The organism is Nannocystis punicea (assembly GCF_026965555.1).
Lineage (GTDB): Bacteria > Myxococcota_A > Polyangia > Nannocystales > Nannocystaceae > Nannocystis > Nannocystis punicea.
Map to the genome: position 1 here is coordinate 11303465 of NZ_CP114040.1, position 23657 is coordinate 11327121.

The window sequence follows — 23657 nt, forward strand, 5'->3', positions numbered from 1 at the left end:
CCGTACGTGCACACCGAGGCGCCGCGCCTCCGCGGACAAGCTGGCCGTGAGGACAGCTTGCGTCGGCTGCTCGGCTTCGAGGCGGTACAGCTGCTGGGGCAACTCAGCGACCACTGTGGCCTCGAAGGTGTCGGCGTGCGGATGATTCACAGATGAGACCTTGGCCCGACGGGCCCTGTTGACCCGAGGGGTCGCTCGACTCGGTCTCGGCAGACCGAGCAATACTTAAGCTCAAGGACCCCCAGGGGGGGTCAAGGAAGGGCGAAAAGGTGGCAAAAAGGCCGGCGATAGTCCAGACCGGCACCAGACCGGCGCGTGCGGCTCCGTGTGAGTTAGCCCCGGCGCCCGCGGATCCGCGGACCGCCAGGACCCGCAAACCCTTCGTACGAACGGGTCACCAGGTGACTCTCGATCTGCTGTGCAGTGTCGAGGGCGACGCCGACGACGATCAGCAGCGAAGTGCCGCCATAGTAGAACGGGACGTTGAATTTGGTCTGCAGCAGGGTCGGCAGGACGCAGACCGCCGCGATGTACCAGGCGCCCGCGAAGGTGAGGCGCGTGAGGATGAAGTCGATGTACTCGGCCGTCCGCTTGCCAGGACGGATCCCGGGGATCGACGCGTTCTGCTTCTTCAAGTTGTCGGCCACGTCGACCGGGTTGAACTGCAGCGACGTGTAGAAGAACGTGAAGAAGATCACGAGCCCGACGAAGGCGGTGAGGTACAGCCAGCCGTCGTAGCGCAGGGCGTTGGAGAACCACTGCATCGACGAGCTGCCGGTCATGCCCGCGATCTGGCTCGGGAACATGAGGATCGAGCTGGCGAAGATCGGCGGGATGACGCCGGCGCTGTTGAGGCGCAGCGGCAGGTAGTTGGCGTTGCCGCCGAACATCTGCCGCCCGACCACACGTTTGGCGTACTGGACCTGGATCCGCCGCTGGCCGCGCTCCATGATCACGACGAAGGCGATCACCGCGACGACCAATGCGCCGAGGATGGCGATGAACATCGGCCCGAAGTTCTCGGGATCGTCCTGGGTCTTCTGCCACAGCTGGTACAGCGCGACCGGGAGGTCGGCGACGATGCCGGCGAAGATGATGAGCGAGATCCCGTTGCCGATGCCCTTCTCGGTGATCTGCTCGCCCAACCACATGATGAAGCATGTCCCTGCGGTCAGGGTCAGGATCGTCATCAAGCGGAACGGCAAGCCCGGGTCGAGCACCAGCGTCTGCCCCGGAGCGTTCTGCGACTCGAGCCAGGTGGCCATGAACCAGCCCTGGACCACCGACAGGAACACGGTGCCGTAGCGGCTGTACTGGTTGATCTTCCGCCGCCCGGTCTCGCCCTCCTTGCTGAGCATCTCCAGCCGCGGAATGACCGCGGTCATCAGCTGCATGATGATGCTGGCGCTGATGTACGGCATGATGCCGAGCGCGAAGACGGACAGGTTGCTCAGCGCGCCGCCGCTGAACATGTTCAGATAGCCGAGGAAGCCGCCCGCGCCCTGGCGGACGATGTCGTCCATCACGGTACGGTCGACGCCGGGCACGGCCACGAACACGCCGAAGCGATAGACAGCCAGCATCGCCAGCGTGAAAAGCACACGCTTGCGCAGCTCCGGCAGCTTGAAGATGTTGATGATGACACCCATCGGCGTTCCCAGCTTGCCCCTTCTCGTGCCCGATCTGACGACCAGACGGGCGGGCCCTCAGGCCCGGGGGCTACGGCGACAACTTGTACCCCATGCCGCCCGGCGCCGCAGCCGGCTCGGCAACGAACTTCGGCCGGGCCCCTCACGGAGCCCGGCCGACGCACGAAAGGCCGCGCACCCGGTGACCGGTATCACGGTGCGCGGCCTGCCGACCCGAGCGGCCAGACGGAGGACCTGTCAACCCTCGGCGGGCGCCGCGGGCTCCTGGATGGAGCCGCCGGCCGCCTCGACCTTCTGACGGGCCGACTCGCTGACCTTGGCGACGTTGATCTTGAGCGCGGTCTTGAGCTCGCCAGTGCCGAGCAGCTTGACCTGCTTGACCCGCTTCGGGACCAGGCGCTTGGCCCGCAAGGTCTCGAGCGAGACCTCTTCGCCGGCGGCGAACTTGCCCTCGAGCAGGCCGACGTTGACGCCGTGGTACTCGTCGCGGTTCAGGCTGATGAAGCCCCGCTTCGGCACGCGGCGCTGGAGCGGGTTCTGACCGCCCTCGAAGTGGTCGGGCATCTGGTTGTGACGCGCGAGCTGACCCTTGACGCCGCGGGTCGAGGTCTTGCCGCGACGCGAACCGATACCGCGACCGACGCGCTTGCGACGCTTGCGGGCGCCGGCCGGCGGCTGCAGAGTTTCAAGTGTAGTACCCATTTGGGATGTCCCCTTCGGCCGTATCGGCTTACTCGTCGGCCGGCTCGACGGCGACGAGGTGTTGGATCTTCCGGATCATGCCGCGGATCGACGGCGAGTCTTCGAGCACCCGCGAGTGATGCAGGTGGCGCAGGCCGAGGCCGCGGACAGTGTCCTTCTGCGACTGCTCGCGGTGGATCGGGCTGCGGACGAGGGTCACTTTGAGCTTGAGGGCCATGGCTGTGCTCCTACTGAGTAAGCTCGGCCACCGCGAGGCCGCGGCGACGCGACACCGACTCCGGCGCGCGCAGCCGCTGGAGCGCGTCCAGCGTCGCGTGGATGACGTTCTGCGGGTTGTTGGTGCCGATGCACTTGCTCAGGATGTCGTGGATGCCCGCGCACTCGACGACCGCACGCACCGCGCCGCCGGCGATGACGCCGGTACCCGGCGAGGCCGGCCGCAACAGCACCGTGCCGGCGCCGTGGTGACCGATGACCTCGTGGGGGATCGTCGCGCCCGCGAGCGGAACCTGGAACAGGTTCTTGCGCGCGAGGTCGTTGGCCTTGCGGATCGCCTCCGGGACCTCCTTGGCCTTGCCGTAGCCGATGCCCACCCAGCCGCGCTCGTTGCCGATGACGACCAGCGCGCTGAAGCTGAAGCGCCGGCCGCCCTTGACGACCTTCGCCACGCGGTTGATGTAGACGACGCGGTCGACCAGTTCTCCGAGGGATTCGATGTCGATCATGGTGATTCTCTCAGGACCGAAGGGCCGTGTTGCTAGAAGTCGAGCCCACCGGCCCGCGCGCCGTCGGCCAGAGCCTTGACTCGGCCGTGGTAGATGTAGCCGTTGCGGTCGAACACGACCTTGGTGATGCCTTTGGCCAGGCAGGCCTTGGCGATGGCGGTGCCGACGAGCTCGGCCAGCTCGCGCTTGGTCTTCTCGCTCTCGGCGGCCACGTCCTTGGCGAGCGACGAAGAGGCGACCAGGGTCGCCGACGTGCTGTCGTCGATGACCTGGGCGTAGATGTGCTTGGCGCTGCGGAACACCGAGAGGCGCGGGCGCTCCGTGGTGCCGTGGACCCGCTTGCGAATGCTGGCTTTGCGGCGCAGCCGGATCTGTTCTTTGGGCGAGGGCATGGTCGAACTCCCAGCGCGCGGCTACTTGCCTTTACCGCGAGCCTTGCCTTCCTTCAGGGTGATTTTCTCGTTCAGATAACGTACGCCCTTGCCCTTGTAGGGCTCCGGCGGCCGGAAGTTGCGCAGGTCCGAGGCGACCTGGCCGAGCAGGGCCTTGCTGGCCGACTTGACGTGCAGCTTGCCGTCCTTGTCGACCTCGGCCTTGACCCCCGCGGGCAGCTTGTAGTTGACCGGGTGCGAGAAGCCGAGGGTCAGGTCGACCACGTCACCCTTGACCGCGGCGCGGTAACCGACGCCGACGATGTCGAGGGTGCGCGTGAAGCCGACCGAGACGCCGGTCAACATGTTGGCCGTCATCGCCCGCGCGGTGCCGTGCAGCGCGCGCTCGTCCCCGGACTCGCCGGTGCGGGTGAAGGTGATGCTGTCACCCTCGATCTTGAACTGGATCGCGGCCGGGACCTCGAAGTCGAGGTTGCCCTGCGGACCCTTGACCGACAGCGTCTGCCCCTTGGCGGTCACGGTGACCCCCTTGGGGATCTTCACTGGAGATTTGCCGATACGACTCATGGTCTTGTTCCTTCGCGCGCGCCGGCGGTTCGAATCACCACACGCTGCAGATGAGCTCGCCGCCGATGCCCTGACGCCGGGCGGCGCGGTCGGTCATCAAGCCCCGCGAGGTCGAGACGATCAGGATCCCGAGGCCGTTGTGGACCTTCGGGATGTCCTTGCCGCGCGAGTAGGCGCGCTGGCCGGGGCGGCTGATGCGGCGCATACCCTCGATGGCGGCCTCTTCGCCCTGGTACTTGAGCTGGACCGACAGCAGGCCCTGCTTGTCGTCGTCTTGCCACGAGAAGTCGGAGATGTACCCCTCCTCCTTGAGGATCTGGCAGATGCGGAGCTTCTGCTTGGAGCCGGGCATCGTGCAGCTGGGGTGCTGGGCGTGCTGGGCGTTGCGGATGCGCGCCAGCATGTCGGCGATGGGATCAGTCATGGACATGGTTGCGACTCCTCCTTAGGCGCGCCGGAACGGCATCCCCAGCTTCTCAAGCAGGGCCCGACCCTCGTCGTCGGTGCCCGCCGAGGTGTGAATGCAGATGTTCATGCCCGGCACCTTGTCGAGCTTGTCGATATCGACCTCGGGGAAGATCAAGACTTCCTTCACGCCGAGGGTGAAGTTGCCGCGGCCGTCGAAGGCCTTGCGGCTGACGCCGCGGAAGTCACGGGTACGCGGGAGCGCGATCGTCAACAGACGGTCGAGGAACTCCCACATGACGTTGCCGCGCAGCGTCACCATGCAACCGATCTTCATCCCCTCGCGGAGCTTGAAGGTGGCGATCGACTTCTTGGCGCGCGTCACCACCGGCCGCTGACCGGTGATGTTGCCGAGCACCTCGAACGCCTGCTCGAGCAGCTTCGGCTGGCGAATCGCCTCGCCGAGGCCGATGTTGAGCACGACCTTCTCGACCCTCGGTACATTGAGGACGTTCTTGTAGCCGAACTCGCTGACGAGCGCGGGCTTGGCGACCTCGCTGTACTTCTGGACGAGCCGGGGGACGTACCCCTCCTCGCGCTTGAGCGGCTCCTCCTGGACCCGCTGGAACTTGAACCCGAAGCCGGCGGCTTCCTTCTTCTTGGCGGGAGGTGCCCCGCCGGCGCGTGCTGCCTTGGCCATGACTGCGAATTCCGGTTACTTGTCGATCTGCTCGCCCGACTTGACCGCGACGCGGACCTTGCGGCCGTCGTCGAGGACCTGGAAGCGCACCCGCGTCGGGTCGCCCGACTGCGGATCCGCGAGCATCACGTTGGAGAGGTGGACGGGGGCCTCGCGCTTCACGATGCCACCCTGGGGGTTCTCTTTGCCGGGCTTGACGTGCTTGGTGACGACGTTGACACCCTGCACGACCACTCGGTCGGTCTCGGGCACGACCCGCAGCACCTTGCCGCGGCGACCCTTGTGCTTTCCGGCGATGACGACGACCTCGTCACCCGAACGAATCCGCTGCATCACAGCACCTCCGGCGCCAGCGAGATGATCTTGAGGTAGTTCTTCTGCCGCAGCTCGCGCGCCACAGGCCCGAAGATGCGGGTCCCGATCGGCTGCTTCTGCGCGTCGATGAGCACGGCGCTGTTGGTGTCGAAGCGGATCACGCTGCCGTCGACACGACGCACGCCCTTGCGGGTGCGGACGATGACGGCCTTCATGACGGAGCCCTTCTTGACCTTGCTGTTCGGCAGCGCGTCGCGGACCGAGACGACGATGACGTCGCCGATGGTCGCGTAGCGGCGCTTCGAGCCGCCCAGCACCTTGATGCAGAACAGCTTGCGCGCGCCCGAGTTGTCGGCCACGTCGAGGACGGACTGGACCTGAATCATACGAGCGTCGCTTTCTCCACGATCGCCTGGAGCGCCCAGCGCTTCTCGCGGGACAGGGGCCGGCAGCTGACGATGCGGACGACATCGCCGACCTTGGCCTGGTTGGTCTCGTCATGCGCCTTGTAGCGCAGCCGCTCGCTGACGTACTTGCGGTAGCGGGGGTGCTTGAAGCGCCGCTGCACCTGGACGACGATGGTTTTGTCCATCTTGTCCGACACGACGGTGCCCGTGAGGACCCGGCGCTGGCGCGTCTCGGTCTCGGTGGTGGTGTCTTGCTCAGTCATGGCTCATGCCTCTCCCGCGATGCCGCGAGCGCGCTCGTGGAGGACGGTCTTGATGCGGGCGATGTCGCGGCGCAGCGCGCCGAACTGGGCGAAGTTGGTGGCCCGCTGGGTCGCCTTGGCGACGCTCAGGCGGACGAGCTTGTCGCGGAGCTGCCCCTCGAGCTCGGTGAGCTCTTCGGTGGTCTTCTCGCGGAGTTCGAGCGCTTTCACAGGGCAGTGTCCCTTCGGATGAAGCGGGTCTTGATCGGCAGCTTGTGGTGGGCGCGGAGGAACGCCTCACGGGCGAGCTCCTCGGTGACACCCTCGATCTCGTAGAGGACGCGGCCGGGGCGGACAACGGCGACCCAGAAGTCCGGGGCGCCCTTGCCCTTACCCATGCGGGTCTCGGCCGGCTTGCGCGAGACGGGCTTGTCCGGGAACACCCGGATGTAGAGCTTGCCGCCGCGCTTGACGTGGCGGTTGATCGCGATACGAGCGGCCTCGATCTGGCGCGCGGTCAGCCACCCGCACTCGACGGTCTGCAGGCCGAAGTCGCCGAAGGAGACCTCCGACCCGCCCTTGGCCTGGCCGGCCATGTGGCCCTTCTGGACCTTGCGGTACTTGACTCTGGATGGGGAGAGCATGTTGGGATGCCTCGCTTACTTCTGGGGCCGCGGGAAGCGCGGGTCGTTCTGTTGCGTGGCGCGCTGGCCGTAGACCTCGCCCTTGAAGATCCAGCACTTGACGCCGATCGCACCGGCGGTCGTGTGAGCCTCGGCGAAGCCGTAGTCGATGTCGGCGCGCAGGGTGTGCAGCGGGACGCCGCCGGCGCGGTAGGTCTCGCGGCGCGACATCTCGGCGCCGGCCAGACGGCCCGAGGCGGCGACGCGGATGCCCTTGGCGCCGAACTTCATGGCGGTCTGCATGGCCCGCTTGAGCGCGCGGCGGAAGGCGATCCGGCGCTCGAGCTGCTGGGCGATGTTCTCGGCCACCAGCTGCGCGTTGGTCTCGGCCTTGCGGACCTCCTGGATGTTCAGGAACACCTCGGACTCGGTCAGGCGCGAGACCTTCTTCTTCAGGCCCTCGACGCCGGCGCCGCGCTTGCCGATGATGATGCCGGGACGCGCCGAGAAGATGTTGATCTTCAGCTTGTTGGCGGCCCGCTCGATCGTGATGTCGGCGATGCTGGCGGCGTAGAGCTCCTTCTTCAGGAAGCGCCGGATCTTGAGGTCCTCATGCAGCCACTGGCGGTAGCGCGTGTGCTCGAACCACTTCGAGCCCCAGGTGCGGACGATCCCGATCCGGAAGCCGATCGGATGTGTTTTCTGTCCCATTAGCTGCGTACCTCCGCCACCTCGAGGTGGATGTGGCTGGTCTTCTTGAGGATCCGATTGGCGCGGCCCATCGCCCGCGGGCGCCAGCGCTTGAGCGTCGGGCCCTGGTCGACGGTCACCTTGGTGACGACGAGGTTGTCGACGTTGACGTCGCCGGTGTCTTCGGCGTTGGCGACGGCAGACACCAACAGCTTGAAGAACTGCTTGGCGCCCGACTTGTGCAGGAAGCGAAGGTCGTCGATAGCGCGCGCGACCTGCTTGCCGCGGATCAGGTTGGCGATGATCCGCGCCTTTCGCGGGGTGATGCGCGCGTGGCTGAGACGTGCGATGGCCATGGCGTTACCTCGGTGATTACTTCTTCGCGGCCTTGCGGTCGCCGGAGTGACCACGGAAGGTGCGGGTCGGGGCGAACTCGCCGAGCTTGTGACCGACCATGTTCTCGGTGATGAAGATGGGGATCCACTTGTGACCGTTGTGGACCATCACGTTCGCGCCGACGAACTGCGGCAGGATCGTGGAGCGGCGCGACCAGGTCTTGACCACGCGCCGGCTGCCCTCCCTGAGGGCGACTTCGATCTTCTCGACCAGGTGGGAGTCCGCGAACGGGCCCTTCTTGATGGAGCGTGCCATGCGTTACTTCTTCCTACGGGAGACGATGAAGACGTCGGTGCGCTTGTTGTGCCGCGTGCGGTAACCCTTCGACAGGATGCCCCACGGCGAGCAGGGGTGCCGGCCGCCGGAGGTGCGGCCCTCGCCGCCGCCCATCGGGTGGTCGACCGGGTTCATGGTGACGCCGCGGTTGTGCGGGCGGATGCCGAGCCAGCGGGTGCGGCCGGCCTTGCCGAGGCTGACGCGGCTGTGGTCGCCGTTGCTCAGCGTGCCGACAGTGGCGCGGCAGTCGATGTGGACGCGACGAACCTCGCCGGAGGGCAGGCGGACCTGCGTCCAGTCGCCCTCGCGCGCCATCAGCTGGGCGCCCGAGCCGGCGGTGCGGACCAGCTGGCCGCCCTTGCCGATCTTGATCTCGAGGTTGTGGATGATCGTGCCGACCGGGATGTTGCGCAGCGGGAGGCTGTTGCCCGGCTTGATGTCGGCCGCCTGGTCGCTGATCACCGAGTCGCCGACCTTCAGACCCTCGGGCGCGAGGATGTAGCGCTTCTCGCCGTCGGCGTAGTTGATGAGCGCGATGAAGGTGGTGCGGTTCGGGTCGTACTCGACCGTCGCGACCTTGCCCGGCACGCCGAACTTGTCGCGCTTGAAGTCGATGACGCGGTACAGCTGCTTGTGACCGCCGCCGCGGAAACGCGCGGTCTGGCGGCCGTAGTTGTTGCGCCCGGTGTGGCGGTCGATCTTCTCGACCAGCGGCCGGTGCGGCTCGCTCGCCGTCACCTGGTCGCGGGTGTTGACGCTCATGCCGCGTCGGCCCGGGGAGGTCGGCCTGTAGACTTTAATGCCCATGGTGCGCTCCTTCAGCCCTTGTCGGCCTGATCTCCGTAGAGGTCGATCGAGTCACCCGGGTGAACGGTGACGATCGCCTTCTTCCACGACCGCTGCTTGCCGGTGAACTTGCCGACCCGGCGGAGGTCGCCGCGCACGACCATCGTGCGCACGTCCCGGACGCGGACGCCGAACACCAGCTCGACGGCCTTGCGGATCTCGATCTTGTTCGCGGCCTTGGCGACCTCGAACACGTAGTGGTTGTGGCGGCCCTGCACGTCGGTCGACTTCTCGGTGACGACCGGGCGGACGATGATCTGCTGCGGGGTCATGCGACCTCCTTCGGGGCGTCGGACTTGGCGCCCGACAGACGGGCCTCGACCGCGCGCAGCGAGGTCTCCGAGATCAGCAGCTTGGGGAAGCGCAGGATGTCGTAGACGTTGAGGCCGCGGACGTCGAGGAAGCTCGCCGCTGCCAGGTTGCGCGTGCTGAGACGCAGGTTCTTGTTGTCGCCGGCATCGACCAGCAGGGCCTTCGGCGCGCCGAGAGAGGTCAGCGCCTGGGCGATGGTCTTGGTCTTGACGGCCTCGAGCTGCAGGTCGCGGACGACGATCAGGTCGCCCTTCGAAGCCCGCACGGTCAGTGCGGTGCGCAGTGCGCTCGCCATGACCTTCTTGTTGACGTGGAAGGCGTAGTTGCGCGGCTTGGGCCCGAACACCTGACCGCCACCGCGGAAGATGTTGGCGCGGCGCGAGCCGTGACGGGCGCCGCCGGTGCCCTTCTGCTTGTGCAGCTTCTTGCCGGTGATGGAGACCTCGGCGCGGGTCTGGGTCGAGTGCGTACCGGCGCGGCGAGCCGCCCGCTGGTAGCGCACGACCTCCCACAGGAGGTGCTCACGCACGGGGACGGCGAACACCGCGTCGGCGACGTCGATCTCGCCGACCTGGGCGCCCGTGAGGTCTTTGACGATGAGCTTGGCCATGGTGCCTCAGGTCTTGATCTCGACGTCCACGCCCGCCGAGAGGTCGAGCTTCATCAGCGCGTCGAGGGTCTGCTTGTTCGGTTCAAGGATGTCGAGCAGCCGCTTGTGAGTGCGGATCTCGAACTGCTCGCGCGACTTCTTGTCGATGAAGGGGCTGCGAAGGACCGTGTACTTGTTGATCTTGGTGGGCAGCGGGATCGGGCCCGCGACCGTCGCGCCAGTGCGGCGGGCGGTCTCGGCGATCTCGCTGGCCGACTGGTCGAGCAGCTTGTGGTCGAAGGCTTTGAGCCGGATGCGAATCTTGAGCGTGTCCACGGCGATATCCCTTGCGTCTGGCCGGCGTACTCGAGCGAGAGGTCCTACTCGAGGATCTTGGTGACGACGCCGGCGCCGACGGTCTTGCCACCCTCGCGGATAGCGAACTTCAGCCCCTCTTCGCAGGCGATCGTGCTGTGCAGCTCGACGGTGATCTCGATGTTGTCGCCCGGCATCACCATCTCGACGCCCTCGGGCAGCGTCACCGAGCCCGTCACGTCCGTCGTGCGGAAGTAGAACTGCGGCCGGTAGCCCTTGAAGAACGGCGTGTGACGGCCGCCCTCTTCCTTCTTCAGGACGTACACCGTCGCCTTGAACTTCTTGTGCGGCGTGATCGTGCCCGGCTTGCACAGCACCTGGCCGCGCTCCACGCCCTCGCGGTCGATGCCGCGGATCAGCAGGCCGACGTTGTCGCCCGCCTGGCCCTGGTCGAGCAGCTTGCGGAACATCTCCACGCCGGTGACCGTGGTCTTCTGCGTGTCGCGCAGACCGACGATCTGCACTTCGTCGCCGACCTTGATGATGCCGCGCTCGACGCGACCCGTCGTGACCGTGCCGCGGCCAGAGATCGTGAACACGTCCTCCACCGGCATCAGGAACGGCTTGTCCAGCTCGCGCACCGGCTGCGGGATGAACGAGTCGCACGCGTCCATCAGCTCCCAGATGCACTTCGCGTCCGGGTGATCCCACGACGGCGCGTTCAGGGCCTTCAGCGCGCTGCCGCGGGTGATCGGAACGTTGTCCCCGTCGAACTGGTACTTCGACAGCAGCTCACGCAGCTCGACCTCCACCAGCTCCAGCATCTCCTCGTCGCCGGCGCCGATCATGTCGCACTTGTTCAGGAACACCACGATCGCCGGGATGCCCACCTGACGGCCGAGCAGGATGTGCTCACGCGTCTGCGGCATCGGACCGTCCGGCGCCGACACGACGAGGATCGCCCCGTCCATCTGCGCCGCGCCCGTGATCATGTTCTTGATGTAGTCCGCGTGCCCGGGGCAGTCCACGTGCGCGTAGTGCCGCGCGTTCGACTCGTACTCCACGTGCGCCGTCGAGATCGTGATGCCGCGCGCCCGCTCCTCGGGCGCCTTGTCGATCATGTCGTAGCCCTTGAACTCCGCCTGTCCCTTCAGGCTCAGCACCTTCGTGATCGCCGCCGTCAGCGTCGTCTTCCCGTGGTCCACATGGCCGATCGTGCCGATGTTCACGTGGGGCTTGTTCCGTACGAATGTTTCCTTCGCCATGGCTGTGCTTCGCTCAGTGAGGGTGTTTGGAGTCTGGGGGGCGGGATCTACCAGCTAGTCAAGGATTGGAAAAGCCCGATCGCGTCGCCTGAGTGAGAGAAACCGCTAATATCCGCGGGCGCGGGTGACGATCTCCGCCTGCCGGTCGCTCGGGACCTCGGCGTAGTGGCTGAAGTGCATCGTGTAACTCGCCCGGCCCTGAGTGGCCGAACGAAGCGCCGTAGCATACCCGACCATCTCGGCCAGGGGAACTTCCGCGTCAATGACCTGAAGCCCGCGGAGGGGCTCCATGCCCTGTACCCGGCCGCGACGCTGCCCCACCAGGTCGTTGACCACGTTGCCGGTGAAGTCCTCGGGCACCTCGACCTCGACCTTCATCACCGGCTCGAGCAGGCGGGGGCCGGCCTTCTCGAAGGCCTCCATGAGGCCCATGGTGGCAGCCGCACGAAAGCTCACGGCGGTCGAGTCGCCCTCGACGTAGCCGCCGTCCGCCAGCCGGACCTCGACGTCGACCACCGGGTAGCCGAGCAGCGGGCCACGGGTCAGCGCGTCCATCGCTCCCTCGCGGACCGCGGCGATCATGTCGGGCAGCAGTTTGGGCGGCTCGAGCTTCTGGCCGCGCTCGCGGACAGGCTCAGGGATGAGGTTGACGAACGAATTGCCGGCGCCGCGCTCGCGCGGGACCACCTCGAGGACGATCCGGGCGTACTGACGCTTGCCGCCGATCTCCCGGTCGTACTCGATGGGATGGTTGAGCCGGCTGGCGACCGTCTCGCGGTAGGCGACCTGCGGCTTGCCGACGTTGGTCGGGACGCGCGCCTCGCGGGCGATGCGGTCGACGATGATCTCCAGGTGCAGCTCGCCCTGCCCGGCCATCAACGTCTGGCCGGAGTCGGGGTCGACGCGCACGGTGAAGCTCGGGTCCTCGCGCTGCATCCGCTCGAGCGCCTCGGTCAGCGCCGCCTGGTCGGCGGTCGACTTGACCTCGATAGCGCGGAAAATCACGGGCTCGGGGATCTCCAGGCCCGGCAAGATCACCTGCTCGCGGTCGGTCGCCAGGACCACCGTGTCGCCGGTGGTGGTGAAGCGGAGCCCGACGGCGGCGGCGATGTTGCCGGCCGAGACCTCGTCGATCTCCTGCATCTTGTTGGCGTGGACCTGCAGGAGCTTGTTGACCCGCTCCTTGCGGTCGCGCGTGACGTTCTGGATCGCGTCCTTGACCTTGAGGACGCCCGAGTAGACGCGCAGGAACACCAGCGGGCCGCGGTGCGGGTCGTGCACGACCTTGAACGCCAGGGCCAGCAGCGGCTCCTCGAGGCTCGCGTGCCGCTGGACCTCGCCGTCGTCGGCCTTGCGGCGCGCGACCACCGGCGGCATGTCGAGCGGCGACGGCAGGTAGTCGATGACCGCGTCGAGCAGCGGCTGGATGCCCTTGTTCTTGAGCGCCGTGCCGCACAGGACCGCGACGCCCTTGTTGGCGATGGTCGCCCGGCGCAGGCCGGCCTTGAGCAGGTCGAGCGGGACGCCGGCCGCACCTGTCTCGAGGAACACGGTCATCGTCTCGTCGTCGACCTCGGCCACCGACTCGACCAGCGCCTCGCGGGCCAGGACCGCCTCGGTGTACATCTCGTGGTCCTCGGTCACCGGCTGGCGAGTGAGCTGAGTGCCGGTGTCGTCGGTCCAGCGGATCTCCTCCATCATGAGGAGGTCGACGACGCCGGTGAAGGCCGACTCGAGGCCGTTGGGGATCTGCACGACCATCGGGTGGGCGTGCAGGACGGACTTCATCATCTCGACGGTGCGGTCGAGCGTGGCGCCGACGCGGTCCATCTTGTTGACGAAGGCGATCCGCGGGACGCGGTAGCGCTCGGCCTGCCGCCACACGGTCTCGGTCTGCGGCTGCACGCCGGCGACGGCGTCGAACACTGCGACGGCGCCGTCGAGCACGCGGAGCGAGCGCTCGACCTCGATCGTGAAATCGACGTGCCCGGGGGTGTCGATCAGGTTGATCCGGTGACCGCGCCAGAAGCAGGTGGTCGCCGCGGAGGTGATCGTGATGCCACGCTCCTGCTCCTGCTCCATGAAGTCCATGACCGTGTTGCCGTCATGGACCTCACCCATCTTGTGCGAGATCCCCGTGTAGAAGAGCACGCGTTCGGTCGTCGTGGTCTTCCCGGCATCGATATGGGCCATGATGCCGATGTCTCGGGTGGCCGCGATGTCGTTGGAGGATTGCATGGCACAGGAGGGAGCCTTCGGGAACGACACGAGGGCCGCTCCGCCGGCCATCCGTCTCCACAAACTCGGGAGGGGTTATGGCAGGCGAGGGGCCCGGCTCGGGATCTGCTGCGAAGGGACCCGAACAGGGTCCAATCGCTGGGCAGAATCGAGGGTTGTCGCGCTCTTGTCGGCTTGGGGTCAGTGAGTCATCGGCGGGTGGCCCGCGAAGGGGCCGGACATCCGGAGCTGAGGGAGAGAGGTGGAGAGAGGTGGAGAGAAAGATCGAGCGGCCCGCGCGGGACGGGCCGTGGCGTCGGCTACCAGCGGTAGTGGGCGAAGGCCTTGTTGGCTTCGGCCATCTTGTGGGTGTCTTCGCGCTTCTTGACGGCGCCGCCGCGGTTCTGGGCCGCGTCGAGCATCTCGTTGGCGAGGCGCTCGCGCATGGTCTTCTCGGGCCGCGAGCGGGCGAAGCCGATCAGCCAGCGGTACGCCAGGGCCTGGCCGCGCTCGGGACGGACCTCGATCGGGACCTGGTAGTTGGAGCCGCCGACGCGACGCGAACGGACCTCGAGGCGCGGGAAGACGTTGGAGATCGCCTTCTCGAACACCTTGACCGGGTCGTCCTTGGTGCGCTCGGAGATGATGTCGAAGGCGCCGAAGACGATCTTCTCGGCGATCGACTTCTTGCCGGCGCGCATGATGCCGCAGATGAACTTGTGGATGTTCCGGTTCACGTCCACGGGGTGGTCGGTGTACCGGATGTCGTTCTGCGGACGCTTCCGCGTGGTGATTCCTTTGCGCGACATGGTCGTCCTTCTAAGTCACTACTTGGGCCGCTTGGCGCCGTACTTGGAGCGCCGCTGGCGACGGCCGTTGACGCCGGTGGTGTCGAGGGTGCCGCGCACCACGTGGTAGCGGACGCCGGGGAGGTCCTTCACACGACCGCCGCGGATCAGCACCATCGAGTGCTCCTGCAGGTTGTGACCCTCACCCGGGATGTAGGTCGTCACTTCCATGCCGTTGGTGAGACGGACGCGGGCGACCTTGCGCAGCGCGGAGTTCGGCTTCTTCGGCGTGCAGGTGTACACGCGGACGCACACGCCGCGCTTCTGCGGGCAGCCGCGCAGCGCCGGAGCCGTCGTCTTCTTCTTCTGCAGTTCGCGTCCCTTGCGGACAAGCTGATTGATCGTCGGCATGCGCCGTGAAGCCTTTCCAGTATCGAGCCGGGGCCCGGAGGGCCGTGGGGTTTGGCCAGGCCCGAACCGAGAGCGTCGGACCTGTTCGCTTTTGCCCCCTGCGGCTGGGGGGCTGGTTATATAGGGGGGCGCCAGCCAGATCAAGCATCGCCGCTGGCGAGGCGCGGGAGGCCGGACTGCCGTCCGAACCCCTCAGAGCGAGGAAGAACGGCCTGGAGTGCGAATCCAGGCCCGGGGTGCTGCGGCGGGCGACGCGTCGTGCGTGCGCTGCCGCGGCAGGGTGGTTGGGAGATCACCTCCCCTCCACCGGAAAGACGGAGACCGGCGCATCCTGCGCCGGCCCCGTCGAGACGAATCAGTCCTGCACGTTGATGAGGTCCCGCTCGTTGGAGCGACGGGCGATCGGCTCGGCGTTCGGGTCGTGCTGCGCCTGGTCGTCCGAGACCATGTGCAGGCGGTCGTAGACCGTGAGGCCGGTGCCGGCGGGGATGAGCCGGCCCATGATCACGTTCTCCTTGAGGCCGCGCAGGAAGTCGATCTTGCCCTGCAGCGCCGCCTCGGTGAGCACCTTGGTGGTCTCCTGGAACGACGAGGCGCTGATGAAGCTCTCGGTCGACAGCGAGGCCTTGGTGATGCCGAGCAGCAGCGCCTGACCGGTCGCCGGCGTGCCGCCGAGCGCCGCGACGCGCTGATTCTCCTGCTGGAAGATCTGCCGCTCGACGTGGTCGTCGGCGAGGAAGTTGGTGTCGCCCGGATCTTTGATCCGCACGCGCCGCATCATCTGCCGGACGATGACCTCGATGTGCTTGTCGTTGATCTTCACGCCCTGCAGGCGATAGACCTCCTGGATCTCGTCGAGCAGGTAGGTCGCCAGCGCCTTCTCGCCGAGCACCGCGAGGATGTCGTGCGGGTTGGCGGGGCCGTCCATCAGCTTCTCGCCGGCGCGCACGCGGTCGCCCTCGCGCACGAGCAGGTGGCGGACCTTGGGTACCAGGTACTCCTTCGGGTCGCCGTGCTCGGCGGTGACGATGACGCGCCGCTTGCCGCCCTTGTCCTTGCCGAACGTGACGACGCCGTCGATCTCCGAGATGATCGCGTGATCCTTCGGCGTGCGCGCCTCGAACAGCTCGACCACGCGCGGCAGACCGCCCGTGATGTCCTTGGTCTTGGTCGACTCGCGCGGCAGCTTGGCGATGACGTCGCCGGCGACCACCTTCGTGCCCTCGGTGAGGGTGAAGGCCGCGCCGACCGGCAGGAAGTAGCGCGCCTCGTGCTTGCCGTGGACGCGGATGACCTCGCCGTCGTCGTTCTTGATGACGAAGCGCGGGCGCGCGTCGGGGTCGCGGCTCTCCTGCACGACCATGCTCGAGTGCTGCGTGGTCTCGTCGACCCGCACCGCCATGGTCACGCCCTCGATGATGTCGCCGTACTCCACGGTGCCCGTCACCTCGACGATGATCGGCAGGGTGAACGGGTCCCACTCGGCCATCAGCTGGCCGGCCTTGACCACCTCGCCGTCCTTGACGCGCAGCCGCGCGCCGTAGACCAGGTCGTAGCGCTCGCGCGGGCGGCCCTTCTCGTCGAGCAGGTTGAGCTGGGCGTGGCGGTTCATGACCACCGAGTACGGGCCGTCCTTGTCCTCGCGGCCGGTGACGAGCTCGATGTCCTCGAGCTTGACAGTGCCGCCGAAGCGGGCCGCCAGCTGCGACTGCTCGGCGGTGATGTTGCCGACGCCGCCGATGTGGAACGTGCGCATCGTCAGCTGCGTGCCGGGCTCGCCGATCGACTGGGCGGCGATGATGCCGACCGCCTCGCCGACGTCGACCATGTTGCCGCGGGCCAGGTCGCGCCCGTAGCACTTGGCGCAGATGCCCCGCAGCGCCTCGCAGGTGAGCACGCTGCGGATCTTCACCGACTGGATACCGGCGTCGTCGACCTGACGCGCGCGGGTCTCGTCGATGAGGTCGCCCTCGGCGATGATGAGGTCGTCGGTGCCCGGCCGGTACAGCGGCTCGAGCGCGACGCGGCCGAGGACGCGGTCCGCCAGGCGCTCGATGACCTCGCCCGACTCGACCAGCGCGGTCATGTCGAGGCCCTGGATCGTGCCGCAGTCGAACTCCGTGATCACGGCCTCCTGGGCGACGTCGACCAGGCGGCGGGTGAGGTACCCGGAGTTCGCGGTCTTGAGCGCGGTGTCGGCGAGGCCCTTGCGCGCGCCGTGCGTCGAGATGAAGTACTGGAGGACGGTGAGGCCCTCGCGGAAGTTGGTCGTGATCGGGAACTCGATGATCTCGCCCGAGGGACGAGCCATGAGGCCGCGCATACCGGCGAGCTGGCGCATCTGCTGCCGCGAACCGCGGGCGCCCGAGTCGGCCATGATGTAGACCGAGTTGAACGACGGCTGCTTGACCTGCTTCCCGGTCCGCTCGTCGGTGAGGACGGCGGTCGAGATGCCCTCCATCATCGCGTTGGCGATCTGCTCGGAGACGTTCGCCCAGATGTCGATGATCTTGTTGTAGCGCTCGCCCGAGGTGATGAGGCCGTCCGCGTACTGCGCCATGATGCGCTTGACCTCGGCGGTCGCCTGCTGGAGCAGCTTCTTCTTGGCCTCGGGGATGACCATGTCATCCATGCAGATCGAGATGCCGGCCTTGGTCGCCTCGCTGTAACCGGTGCTGCGCAGGTAGTCGGCCATCAGGACGGTGGCTTTCTGCCCGCACAGGCGGTAGCAGGTGTCGATCAGCTCGTTGAGCTCCTTCTTGCCCAGCGAGCGGTTGACCATCGGGAACGGGATCTTCTTGGGGATGCCGCCCTCGTACAGCAGGACGCGCCCGACGGTGCTGTCGAGCATCGGCTTGCCGGGCTCCATGCGCACGCGGACGCGGGCCTGCAGGTGCGCGGCGCCGTGGTCGTAGGCCATGCGCACCTCGGCCGGCGAGCCGAAGTGACCGATGAAGAAGCCGTCCTGCGCCGGGTTCTCGTTGACGCCGCCGTGGGCGAAGGCCCGCTCGCGCGTCATGTAGTACAGGCCGAGGACGATGTCCTGCGACGGCACGATGATCGGCCGGCCGTGCGCGGGGCTGAGGATGTTGTTGGTCGACATCATCAGCACGCGCGCCTCCATCTGCGACTCGATGCACAGCGGGAGGTGGACGGCCATCTGGTCGCCGTCGAAGTCGGCGTTGAAGGCGGTGCAGACCAGCGGGTGCAGCTGGATCGCCTTGCCCTCGATCAGCACCGGCTCGAACGCCTGGATGCCGAGGCGGTGGAGCGTCGGCGCGCGGTTGAGCAGCAGCGGGTGCTCCTTGATCACCTCGTCGAGGATGTCCCAGACCTCCGGGGCCTCCTTCTCCACCATCCGCTTGGCGCTCTTGATGGTGGTGACGAGCCCCTGCGCCTCGAGCCGGTTGTAGATGAACGGCTTGAACAGCTCGAGGGCCATCTTCTTGGGGATGCCGACCTCGTGCAGGCGCAGCTCGGGACCGACGACGATGACGCTGCGGCCGGAGTAGTCGACGCGCTTGCCGAGCAGGTTCTGGCGGAACCGGCCCGACTTGCCGCGCAGCATGTCCGACAGCGACTTCAGCGGGCGCTTGTTGGGGCCCGTGATCGTCTTGCCGCGGCGGCCGTTGTCGAACAGCGCGTCGACGGCCTCCTGCAGCATGCGCTTCTCGTTGCGGATGATGATCTCCGGCGCAGCCAGCTCCTGCAGGCGCTTGAGCCGGTTGTTGCGGTTGATCACCCGGCGATACAGGTCGTTGAGGTCGGAGCTGGCGAAGCGGCCGCCGTCGAGCGGCACGAGCGGGCGCAGGTCGGGCGGCAGCACCGGCACGACCTCGAGCATCATCCACTCGGGCTTGTTGCCGCTGTTGCGGAAGGCCTCGACCACGCGCAGGCGCTTGGCCGCCTTCTTGCGCTTGGCCTCGCTGGTGGCGCCGGCGATCTCCGCCCGCAGGTTGCGGGCCTCGACCACCGGGTCGATGCGCGACAGCAGCTCCTTGATCGCCTCGGCGCCCATGCCGGCGTTGAACGCCTCGGGGCCGAGCTCCTCCATCAGCTGGTCGAAGCGCTCCTCGCTGAGCAGCTCGCGCTCCTCGAGCCCGGAGTCCTTCGGGTCGATGACGATGTAGGCCTCGCAGTAGAGGACCTTCTCGAGCTTGGTCAGCGGGATGTCGAGGATGTTGCCGATGCGCGACGGCAGGCTCTTGAGGAACCAGATGTGCGCGACCGGAGTCGCCAGGTCGATGTGACCCGCGCGCTCACGCCGGACCTTGGAGTGGATGACCTCGACGCCGCACTTCTCGCACACGACCCCGCGGTGCTTCATGCGCTTGTACTTGCCGCAGAGGCACTCGTAGTCCTTGATGGGCCCGAAGATCTTGGCGCAGAACAGGCCGTCGCGCTCGGGCTTGAAGGTCCGGTAGTTGATCGTCTCGGGGTTCTTGACCTCCCCGTACGACCAGTCGCGGATGGTCTTCGGCGAGGCGACGCCGATCCGGAGCGCGTTGAAGTAGGTGGCCTCTTTCTGCTTCTCGAAGAAACTGAAGATGTCTCTCATGGCCGTGTCTCCTTGTTCGCTTTCTCCGGGTGATTACTCCGCCGCCGACATCGCCTCGCGGGAGACGCCGGTGACCACGCCCGTCTCCGCATTGACGTCGACGAGCTCGATGTTCAGGCACAGGGCCTGCAGCTCCTTGAGGAGCACGTTGAACGACTCGGGCACGCCCGGCTGCATGGTCGGCTGGCCCTTGACGATGGACTCGTACATCCGCATGCGGCCGACGACGTCGTCCGACTTGACGGTGAGCAGCTCCTGCAGCGCGTAGGCGGCGCCGTAGGCCTCGAGCGCCCAGACCTCCATCTCGCCGAGGCGCTGGCCGCCGAACTGGGCCTTGCCGCCGAGCGGCTGCTGGGTGACGAGCGAGTACGGGCCGATGCTGCGCGCGTGGATCTTGTCGTCGACGAGGTGGTGCAGCTTCAGCATGTACATGATGCCGACGGTGACGTTCTCCTCGAACGCCTCGCCGGTGCGGCCGTCGAACAGGATCGCCTGGCCGCTCTCGGGCACGCCGGCCTTGCTGAGCGTGCCCTTGACCTCGGTCTCGAGCGCGCCGTCGAACACCGGCGTGGCCATATGGACGCCGCGCCGCAGCTTGTCGGCGAAGCGGATCACGTCGTCGTCGCCGAGACCGTCGATGAAGCGCTGGGCCTCCTTGGTCTCGTAGATCTTCTTCAGCTGGGTGCGCAGGACCTCGGGCGAGAACTTGGTCTGCATGTAGCGGTCGATCTGCAGCCCGAGCTCGTACGCCGCCCAGCCGAGGTGGACCTCGAGGATCTGGCCGACGTTCATGCGCGACGGCACGCCGAGCGGGTTGAGCACGATGTCGACCGGGCTGCCGTCCTCGAGGTACGGCAGATCTTCGATCGGAAGGATGCGCGAGATGACGCCCTTGTTGCCGTGGCGGCCGGCCATCTTGTCGCCGACCTGCAGCTTGCGCTTGATGGCGACGTAGACCTTGACCATCTTGATGACGCCGGGCGGCAGCTCGTCGCCCTTGGTCAGCTTGGCGATCTTCTCGCGGTAGATGGTCTCGATCTCGTCGAGGTCCTTCTCGAGCCGGCGGGCCAGGGCCTCGACGACCTCGGTGTCCTCGGCGGTGGTGAGCGAGAACCGGCCCCACTCGCTGCGCGGCACGTCGGCCAGGTTGGCCTCGGTGAGCACCACGCCGGCGGTGATGAGCTCGCGGCCGGCGTCGTCGACCAGCTTGGCCGCCGTGGTCTTGCCGACCAGGATCTCCTTCATCCGGTTGTAGTAGCCGTCGGACACGATGGCGACGTTGTCGCGCCGGTCCTGCATCAGCTTCTCGCGCTCGGCGTCCTCGATCTGCTGGGCGCGCGTGTCCTTCTCGACCGACTTGCGGGCGAACACCCGCGCGTCGATGACGATGCCGCTGACGCCCGGCGGCAGGCGCAGCGAGGTGTCACGCACGTCGCCGGCCTTCTCGCCGAAGATGGCGCGCAGCAGCTTCTCCTCGGGGCTGAGCTGGGTCTCGCCCTTCGGGGTGATCTTGCCGACCAGGATGTCGCCGGCCTTCACCTCGGCGCCGATGCGGGCGATGCCCGCCTCGTCGAGGTTGGCCAGCGCGTCCTCGCCGACGTTCGGGATGTCGCGCGTGATCTCTTCCTTGCCCAGCTTGGTGTCGCGGGCGACGCACTCGAACTCCTCGATGTGGATCGAGGTGTACACGTCCTCGCGGACGATGCGCTCCGACACGAGGATCGAGTCCTCGAAGTTGTAGCCCTGCCACGGCATGAACGCGACGACCACGTTCTGACCGAGCGCCAGCTCGCCGCGCTCCGTCGCCGCGCCGTCGGCGATGACGTCGCCCTTCTTCACCCGGTCGCCGACGCGGACGATCGGCTTCTGGTTCAGCGCGGTGTTCTGGTTCGAGCGCTGGAACTTGGTCAGGTTGTAGATGTCGGGCTTGGCGCCGAGGATGCCGCGGTTCTCCTCGGTCTTGCCGGTGACCGGCTTGACGACGATGCGCGCGCCGTCGACCTGCTCGACCACGCCGTCGCGCAGCGCGACGACCGTCGAGCCCGAGTCGCGGGCGACGTGCATCTCCATACCGGTGCCGATCAGCGGGGCCGCGGTGCGCAGGCACGGGACGGCCTGCCGCTGCATGTTGGAGCCCATCAGCGCGCGGTTGGCGTCGTCGTGCTCGAGGAACGGGATCAGCGAGGCCGCGACCGAGACCAGCTGGCTCGGCGAGACGTCCATCAGCGTGACCGAGGCCGGGGCGACCGCCTCGAACTCGTCGTTGTGACGGACCTGGACCTGGTCGGCCAGCAGCTTGCCGTTGTCGTCGGTGACGGCGTTGGCCTGGGCGATGAAGTGGCCCTGCTCCTGCAGCGCCGAGTAGTAGTCGACGTCCGACGAGGCGACGCCGCCGTCGACGGTGCGGTACGGCGTCTCGATGAAGCCGAACTCGTTGATGCGCGCGTACGTCGACAGCGACGCGATGAGGCCGATGTTCGGACCTTCCGGCGTCTCGATCGGGCAGATGCGGCCGTAGTGGGTGTTGTGGACGTCGCGGACCTCGAAGCCGGCGCGCTCGCGCGTCAGGCCGCCCGGGCCGAGGGCCGACAGGCGGCGCTTGTGCGTGACCTCGGACAGCGGGTTGGTCTGGTCCATGAACTGGCTCAGCTGCGAGGACGCGAAGTACTCCTTCACGACCGCCGAGACCGGCTTGGCGTTGATCAGGTCGGCCGGCATGAGCGCGTCCATCTCCTGGGACATGCTCATGCGCTCCTTGATCGCCCGCTCCATGCGCACGAGGCCGATGCGGTACTGGTTCTCCATCAGCTCGCCGACGGCGCGCACGCGGCGGTTGCCGAGGTGGTCGATGTCGTCGATCTGGCCGCGGCCGTTGCGGAGCTCGACCAGGTACTTGACCGTCTCCATGATGTCGCGCTTCGTCAGCACGGTGGAGGTCAGGCTCTCCTCGAGGCCGAACTTGTGGTTCAGCTTGAGGCGGCCGACGGTCGACAGGTCGTAGCGCTCGGGCTTGAAGAACAGCGACTCGAACAAGGTCCGCGCCGTCTCGGCCGTCGGCGGGTCGCCGGGGCGGAGACGCCGGTAGATCTCGAGCAGCGCGTCCTCGGGCGTGTGCAGCTTGTCCTGCAGCAGGGTGTTGCGCAGGTACGGACCGACGTTGAAGTCGTCGATGAAGAGGATCTTGAAGCTCTTGATCTTGGCGTCGGCGAGGCGACGGACGTGCTCCTCGGTGAGGTCCTCGTTGCAGTTGAGGAGCACCTCGCCGGTGTTCTCGTCGATCACGTCCTCGGCCGAGACCTTGCCCACCAGGCTCTCGGCGTCCATCGGCAGGGTGCGGATGCCCGACTGCCGCATGCGCTTGATGTTCGCCTTGGTGAACTTGCGGCCCTTGCGGACGATGACCTCCCCCGTCTCGGGGTCGCGGATGTCGTGCGAGGCGCGCTGACCGGCCAGCAGATCGAAGTCGATCGCGCGGGTCAGGACGCCGCCCTCCTCGATGTTGATCGTCTCCTTGTCGTAGAAGAAGTCGAGCAGATCGGGGGTGTTGAAGCCGAGCGCGCGCAGCAACACGGTCGCGTGCAGCTTGCGCCGGCGATCGATGCGGACGAAGATCGTGTCCTTGTGGTCGAACTCGAAGTCGAGCCAGCTGCCGCGGTACGGGATGATGCGGGCCGAGAACAGCTTCTTGCCCGACGCGTGGGTCTTGCCCTTGTCGTGGTCGAAGAACACACCGGGTGAGCGGTGCAGCTGCGACACGACCACGCGTTCGGTGCCGTTGATGATGAACGTGCCGTGCGCCGTCATCAGCGGGATCTCACCGAAGTAGACCTCCTGCTCCTTGACGTCGCGGATCGACTGGGTGCCCGTCTCGTCGTCGACGTCCCACACCACCAGGCGGACCACCACCTTGATCGGCGCCGCGAACGTCATGCCGCGCGCGCGGCACTCGTCCTCGTCGTACTTGGGGCGGTCGAGGCTGTAGCTGACGAACTCGAGCGAGCTGGTCTCGCCGAAGTCCTTGATCGGGAACACGCTCTTGAAGACGGCCTGGAGACCGATCTCCTCGCGGTTCTCCAGCGGCACGTCCCGCTGCAGGAACTTGTCGTACGACCGCTTCTGGATGTCGATGAGGTTGGGGACCTCGATGATGCGCTTGAGCTTTCCGAAGTTCTTGCGCACACGGAAGTTGTTCTGGATCATCGGTGGCATCGCGGTTCCTCAGGGGGGACGAACTGCCGAGTGAGGCAGTGGAGCGGGCCGGCAGGTT

The 23657-nt window shown here is 67.1% G+C and carries 25 protein-coding genes and 1 pseudogene; all 26 read right to left on the reverse strand.

The window, feature by feature from the left end; all coding sequences use genetic code 11:
• Positions 1-332 precede the first annotated feature (332 nt).
• Positions 333-1649, reverse strand: a complete 1317-nt coding sequence (gene secY, locus O0S08_RS43305; protein ID WP_267775478.1) for a preprotein translocase subunit SecY — start codon at positions 1647-1649, stop codon at positions 333-335.
• Positions 1650-1886: 237 nt separating this feature from the next.
• On the reverse strand, positions 1887-2351 hold the full coding sequence (gene rplO / locus O0S08_RS43310; protein ID WP_267705150.1) for a 50S ribosomal protein L15: 465 nt from the start codon (positions 2349-2351) through the stop codon (positions 1887-1889).
• Positions 2352-2379: 28 nt separating this feature from the next.
• Positions 2380-2568 (reverse strand): 50S ribosomal protein L30, encoded by a 189-nt coding sequence (rpmD, locus tag O0S08_RS43315; RefSeq protein ID WP_096328171.1) that lies wholly within the window; start codon positions 2566-2568, stop codon positions 2380-2382.
• 10 nt (positions 2569-2578) lie between these two features.
• Positions 2579-3076: a 30S ribosomal protein S5 gene (rpsE, locus tag O0S08_RS43320; RefSeq protein ID WP_096328172.1), complete on the reverse strand. Its 498-nt coding sequence runs from the start codon at positions 3074-3076 to the stop codon at positions 2579-2581.
• Between the two features lie 32 nt (positions 3077-3108).
• Positions 3109-3468, reverse strand: coding sequence for a 50S ribosomal protein L18 (rplR, locus tag O0S08_RS43325; protein ID WP_096328173.1), 360 nt, complete (start codon positions 3466-3468; stop codon positions 3109-3111).
• A gap of 21 nt (positions 3469-3489) precedes the next feature.
• Positions 3490-4035: a 50S ribosomal protein L6 gene (gene rplF / locus O0S08_RS43330; protein ID WP_269035390.1), complete on the reverse strand. Its 546-nt coding sequence runs from the start codon at positions 4033-4035 to the stop codon at positions 3490-3492.
• Between the two features lie 34 nt (positions 4036-4069).
• Positions 4070-4465 carry a 30S ribosomal protein S8 gene (gene rpsH / locus O0S08_RS43335; RefSeq protein WP_224193001.1) on the reverse strand — a complete coding sequence of 132 codons (396 nt, stop codon included), beginning with the start codon at positions 4463-4465 and terminating at the stop codon, positions 4070-4072.
• Positions 4466-4480: 15 nt separating this feature from the next.
• The gene (gene rplE / locus O0S08_RS43340; protein WP_269035391.1) at positions 4481-5140 is read right to left on the reverse strand and encodes a 50S ribosomal protein L5; all 660 of its coding nucleotides are present in this window, start codon (positions 5138-5140) and stop codon (positions 4481-4483) included.
• Positions 5141-5155: 15 nt separating this feature from the next.
• The gene (gene rplX / locus O0S08_RS43345; RefSeq protein WP_267705158.1) at positions 5156-5473 is read right to left on the reverse strand and encodes a 50S ribosomal protein L24; all 318 of its coding nucleotides are present in this window, start codon (positions 5471-5473) and stop codon (positions 5156-5158) included.
• On the reverse strand, positions 5473-5841 hold the full coding sequence (rplN, locus tag O0S08_RS43350; RefSeq protein WP_269035392.1) for a 50S ribosomal protein L14: 369 nt from the start codon (positions 5839-5841) through the stop codon (positions 5473-5475). Before rplN ends, rplX begins: the two co-directional genes overlap by 1 nt.
• A complete protein-coding gene (rpsQ, locus tag O0S08_RS43355) occupies positions 5838-6125 on the reverse strand; it encodes a 30S ribosomal protein S17 (RefSeq protein ID WP_096328179.1) in 288 nt (95 codons plus the stop codon). The genes rplN and rpsQ overlap by 4 nt, the downstream gene beginning before the upstream one ends.
• A 3-nt stretch (positions 6126-6128) precedes the next feature.
• Positions 6129-6335, reverse strand: a complete 207-nt coding sequence (rpmC, locus tag O0S08_RS43360) for a 50S ribosomal protein L29 (protein ID WP_267682455.1) — start codon at positions 6333-6335, stop codon at positions 6129-6131.
• Complete coding sequence (gene rplP, locus O0S08_RS43365; RefSeq protein WP_267705160.1) at positions 6332-6748, reverse strand: 50S ribosomal protein L16; 417 nt, start codon at positions 6746-6748, stop codon at positions 6332-6334. The genes rpmC and rplP overlap by 4 nt, the downstream gene beginning before the upstream one ends.
• 15 nt (positions 6749-6763) lie before the next feature.
• The gene (gene rpsC / locus O0S08_RS43370; protein WP_267705161.1) at positions 6764-7438 is read right to left on the reverse strand and encodes a 30S ribosomal protein S3; all 675 of its coding nucleotides are present in this window, start codon (positions 7436-7438) and stop codon (positions 6764-6766) included.
• Complete coding sequence (gene rplV, locus O0S08_RS43375; protein WP_096328183.1) at positions 7438-7773, reverse strand: 50S ribosomal protein L22; 336 nt, start codon at positions 7771-7773, stop codon at positions 7438-7440. Before rplV ends, rpsC begins: the two co-directional genes overlap by 1 nt.
• A gap of 16 nt (positions 7774-7789) precedes the next feature.
• Positions 7790-8068, reverse strand: a complete 279-nt coding sequence (rpsS, locus tag O0S08_RS43380; protein ID WP_269035393.1) for a 30S ribosomal protein S19 — start codon at positions 8066-8068, stop codon at positions 7790-7792.
• A 3-nt stretch (positions 8069-8071) separates the two neighbouring features.
• Positions 8072-8896: a 50S ribosomal protein L2 gene (rplB, locus tag O0S08_RS43385; RefSeq protein ID WP_269035394.1), complete on the reverse strand. Its 825-nt coding sequence runs from the start codon at positions 8894-8896 to the stop codon at positions 8072-8074.
• Positions 8897-8907: 11 nt separating this feature from the next.
• Positions 8908-9207, reverse strand: a complete 300-nt coding sequence (gene rplW, locus O0S08_RS43390) for a 50S ribosomal protein L23 (RefSeq protein ID WP_096328186.1) — start codon at positions 9205-9207, stop codon at positions 8908-8910.
• Complete coding sequence (gene rplD / locus O0S08_RS43395; protein ID WP_269035395.1) at positions 9204-9857, reverse strand: 50S ribosomal protein L4; 654 nt, start codon at positions 9855-9857, stop codon at positions 9204-9206. The genes rplW and rplD overlap by 4 nt, the downstream gene beginning before the upstream one ends.
• A 6-nt stretch (positions 9858-9863) precedes the next feature.
• The gene (gene rpsJ, locus O0S08_RS43400; protein WP_096328188.1) at positions 9864-10172 is read right to left on the reverse strand and encodes a 30S ribosomal protein S10; all 309 of its coding nucleotides are present in this window, start codon (positions 10170-10172) and stop codon (positions 9864-9866) included.
• Positions 10173-10216: 44 nt separating this feature from the next.
• Positions 10217-11416, reverse strand: coding sequence for an elongation factor Tu (gene tuf / locus O0S08_RS43405; protein WP_267775467.1), 1200 nt, complete (start codon positions 11414-11416; stop codon positions 10217-10219).
• A gap of 105 nt (positions 11417-11521) precedes the next feature.
• Positions 11522-13705: an elongation factor G gene (fusA, locus tag O0S08_RS43410; RefSeq protein WP_371879520.1), complete on the reverse strand. Its 2184-nt coding sequence runs from the start codon at positions 13703-13705 to the stop codon at positions 11522-11524.
• A 248-nt stretch (positions 13706-13953) separates the two neighbouring features.
• Entirely contained in the window at positions 13954-14442 is a 489-nt protein-coding gene (rpsG, locus tag O0S08_RS43415) for a 30S ribosomal protein S7 (protein WP_267682461.1), read from the reverse strand.
• An 18-nt stretch (positions 14443-14460) separates the two neighbouring features.
• Positions 14461-14832 carry a 30S ribosomal protein S12 gene (rpsL, locus tag O0S08_RS43420; protein ID WP_096328192.1) on the reverse strand — a complete coding sequence of 124 codons (372 nt, stop codon included), beginning with the start codon at positions 14830-14832 and terminating at the stop codon, positions 14461-14463.
• A gap of 355 nt (positions 14833-15187) precedes the next feature.
• Positions 15188-19390, reverse strand: a complete 4203-nt coding sequence (rpoC, locus tag O0S08_RS43425; protein WP_269035397.1) for a DNA-directed RNA polymerase subunit beta' — start codon at positions 19388-19390, stop codon at positions 15188-15190.
• Positions 19391-19486: 96 nt separating this feature from the next.
• Positions 19487-23599, reverse strand: a pseudogene (gene rpoB, locus O0S08_RS43430) (DNA-directed RNA polymerase subunit beta); the annotation flags it as partial.
• Positions 23600-23657: the final 58 nt, after the last annotated feature.

What these genes read in the sequence shown, in the direction of transcription:
- secY (WP_267775478.1), bottom strand. Translation starts at nt 1,649, where the DNA reads ATGGGTGTCATCATCAACATCTTCAAGCTGCCGGAGCTGCGCAAGCGT.
- rplO (WP_267705150.1), bottom strand. Translation starts at nt 2,351, where the DNA reads ATGGGTACTACACTTGAAACTCTGCAGCCGCCGGCCGGCGCCCGCAAG.
- rpmD (WP_096328171.1), bottom strand. Translation starts at nt 2,568, where the DNA reads ATGGCCCTCAAGCTCAAAGTGACCCTCGTCCGCAGCCCGATCCACCGC.
- rpsE (WP_096328172.1), bottom strand. Translation starts at nt 3,076, where the DNA reads ATGATCGACATCGAATCCCTCGGAGAACTGGTCGACCGCGTCGTCTAC.
- rplR (WP_096328173.1), bottom strand. Translation starts at nt 3,468, where the DNA reads ATGCCCTCGCCCAAAGAACAGATCCGGCTGCGCCGCAAAGCCAGCATT.
- rplF (WP_269035390.1), bottom strand. Translation starts at nt 4,035, where the DNA reads ATGAGTCGTATCGGCAAATCTCCAGTGAAGATCCCCAAGGGGGTCACC.
- rpsH (WP_224193001.1), bottom strand. Translation starts at nt 4,465, where the DNA reads ATGTCCATGACTGATCCCATCGCCGACATGCTGGCGCGCATCCGCAAC.
- rplE (WP_269035391.1), bottom strand. Translation starts at nt 5,140, where the DNA reads ATGGCCAAGGCAGCACGCGCCGGCGGGGCACCTCCCGCCAAGAAGAAG.
- rplX (WP_267705158.1), bottom strand. Translation starts at nt 5,473, where the DNA reads ATGCAGCGGATTCGTTCGGGTGACGAGGTCGTCGTCATCGCCGGAAAG.
- rplN (WP_269035392.1), bottom strand. Translation starts at nt 5,841, where the DNA reads ATGATTCAGGTCCAGTCCGTCCTCGACGTGGCCGACAACTCGGGCGCG.
- rpsQ (WP_096328179.1), bottom strand. Translation starts at nt 6,125, where the DNA reads ATGACTGAGCAAGACACCACCACCGAGACCGAGACGCGCCAGCGCCGG.
- rplP (WP_267705160.1), bottom strand. Translation starts at nt 6,748, where the DNA reads ATGCTCTCCCCATCCAGAGTCAAGTACCGCAAGGTCCAGAAGGGCCAC.
- rpsC (WP_267705161.1), bottom strand. Translation starts at nt 7,438, where the DNA reads ATGGGACAGAAAACACATCCGATCGGCTTCCGGATCGGGATCGTCCGC.
- rplV (WP_096328183.1), bottom strand. Translation starts at nt 7,773, where the DNA reads ATGGCCATCGCACGTCTCAGCCACGCGCGCATCACCCCGCGAAAGGCG.
- rpsS (WP_269035393.1), bottom strand. Translation starts at nt 8,068, where the DNA reads ATGGCACGCTCCATCAAGAAGGGCCCGTTCGCGGACTCCCACCTGGTC.
- rplB (WP_269035394.1), bottom strand. Translation starts at nt 8,896, where the DNA reads ATGGGCATTAAAGTCTACAGGCCGACCTCCCCGGGCCGACGCGGCATG.
- rplW (WP_096328186.1), bottom strand. Translation starts at nt 9,207, where the DNA reads ATGACCCCGCAGCAGATCATCGTCCGCCCGGTCGTCACCGAGAAGTCG.
- rplD (WP_269035395.1), bottom strand. Translation starts at nt 9,857, where the DNA reads ATGGCCAAGCTCATCGTCAAAGACCTCACGGGCGCCCAGGTCGGCGAG.
- tuf (WP_267775467.1), bottom strand. Translation starts at nt 11,416, where the DNA reads ATGGCGAAGGAAACATTCGTACGGAACAAGCCCCACGTGAACATCGGC.
- fusA (WP_371879520.1), bottom strand. Translation starts at nt 13,705, where the DNA reads ATGGCCGGCGGAGCGGCCCTCGTGTCGTTCCCGAAGGCTCCCTCCTGT.
- rpsG (WP_267682461.1), bottom strand. Translation starts at nt 14,442, where the DNA reads ATGTCGCGCAAAGGAATCACCACGCGGAAGCGTCCGCAGAACGACATC.
- rpsL (WP_096328192.1), bottom strand. Translation starts at nt 14,832, where the DNA reads ATGCCGACGATCAATCAGCTTGTCCGCAAGGGACGCGAACTGCAGAAG.
- rpoC (WP_269035397.1), bottom strand. Translation starts at nt 19,390, where the DNA reads ATGAGAGACATCTTCAGTTTCTTCGAGAAGCAGAAAGAGGCCACCTAC.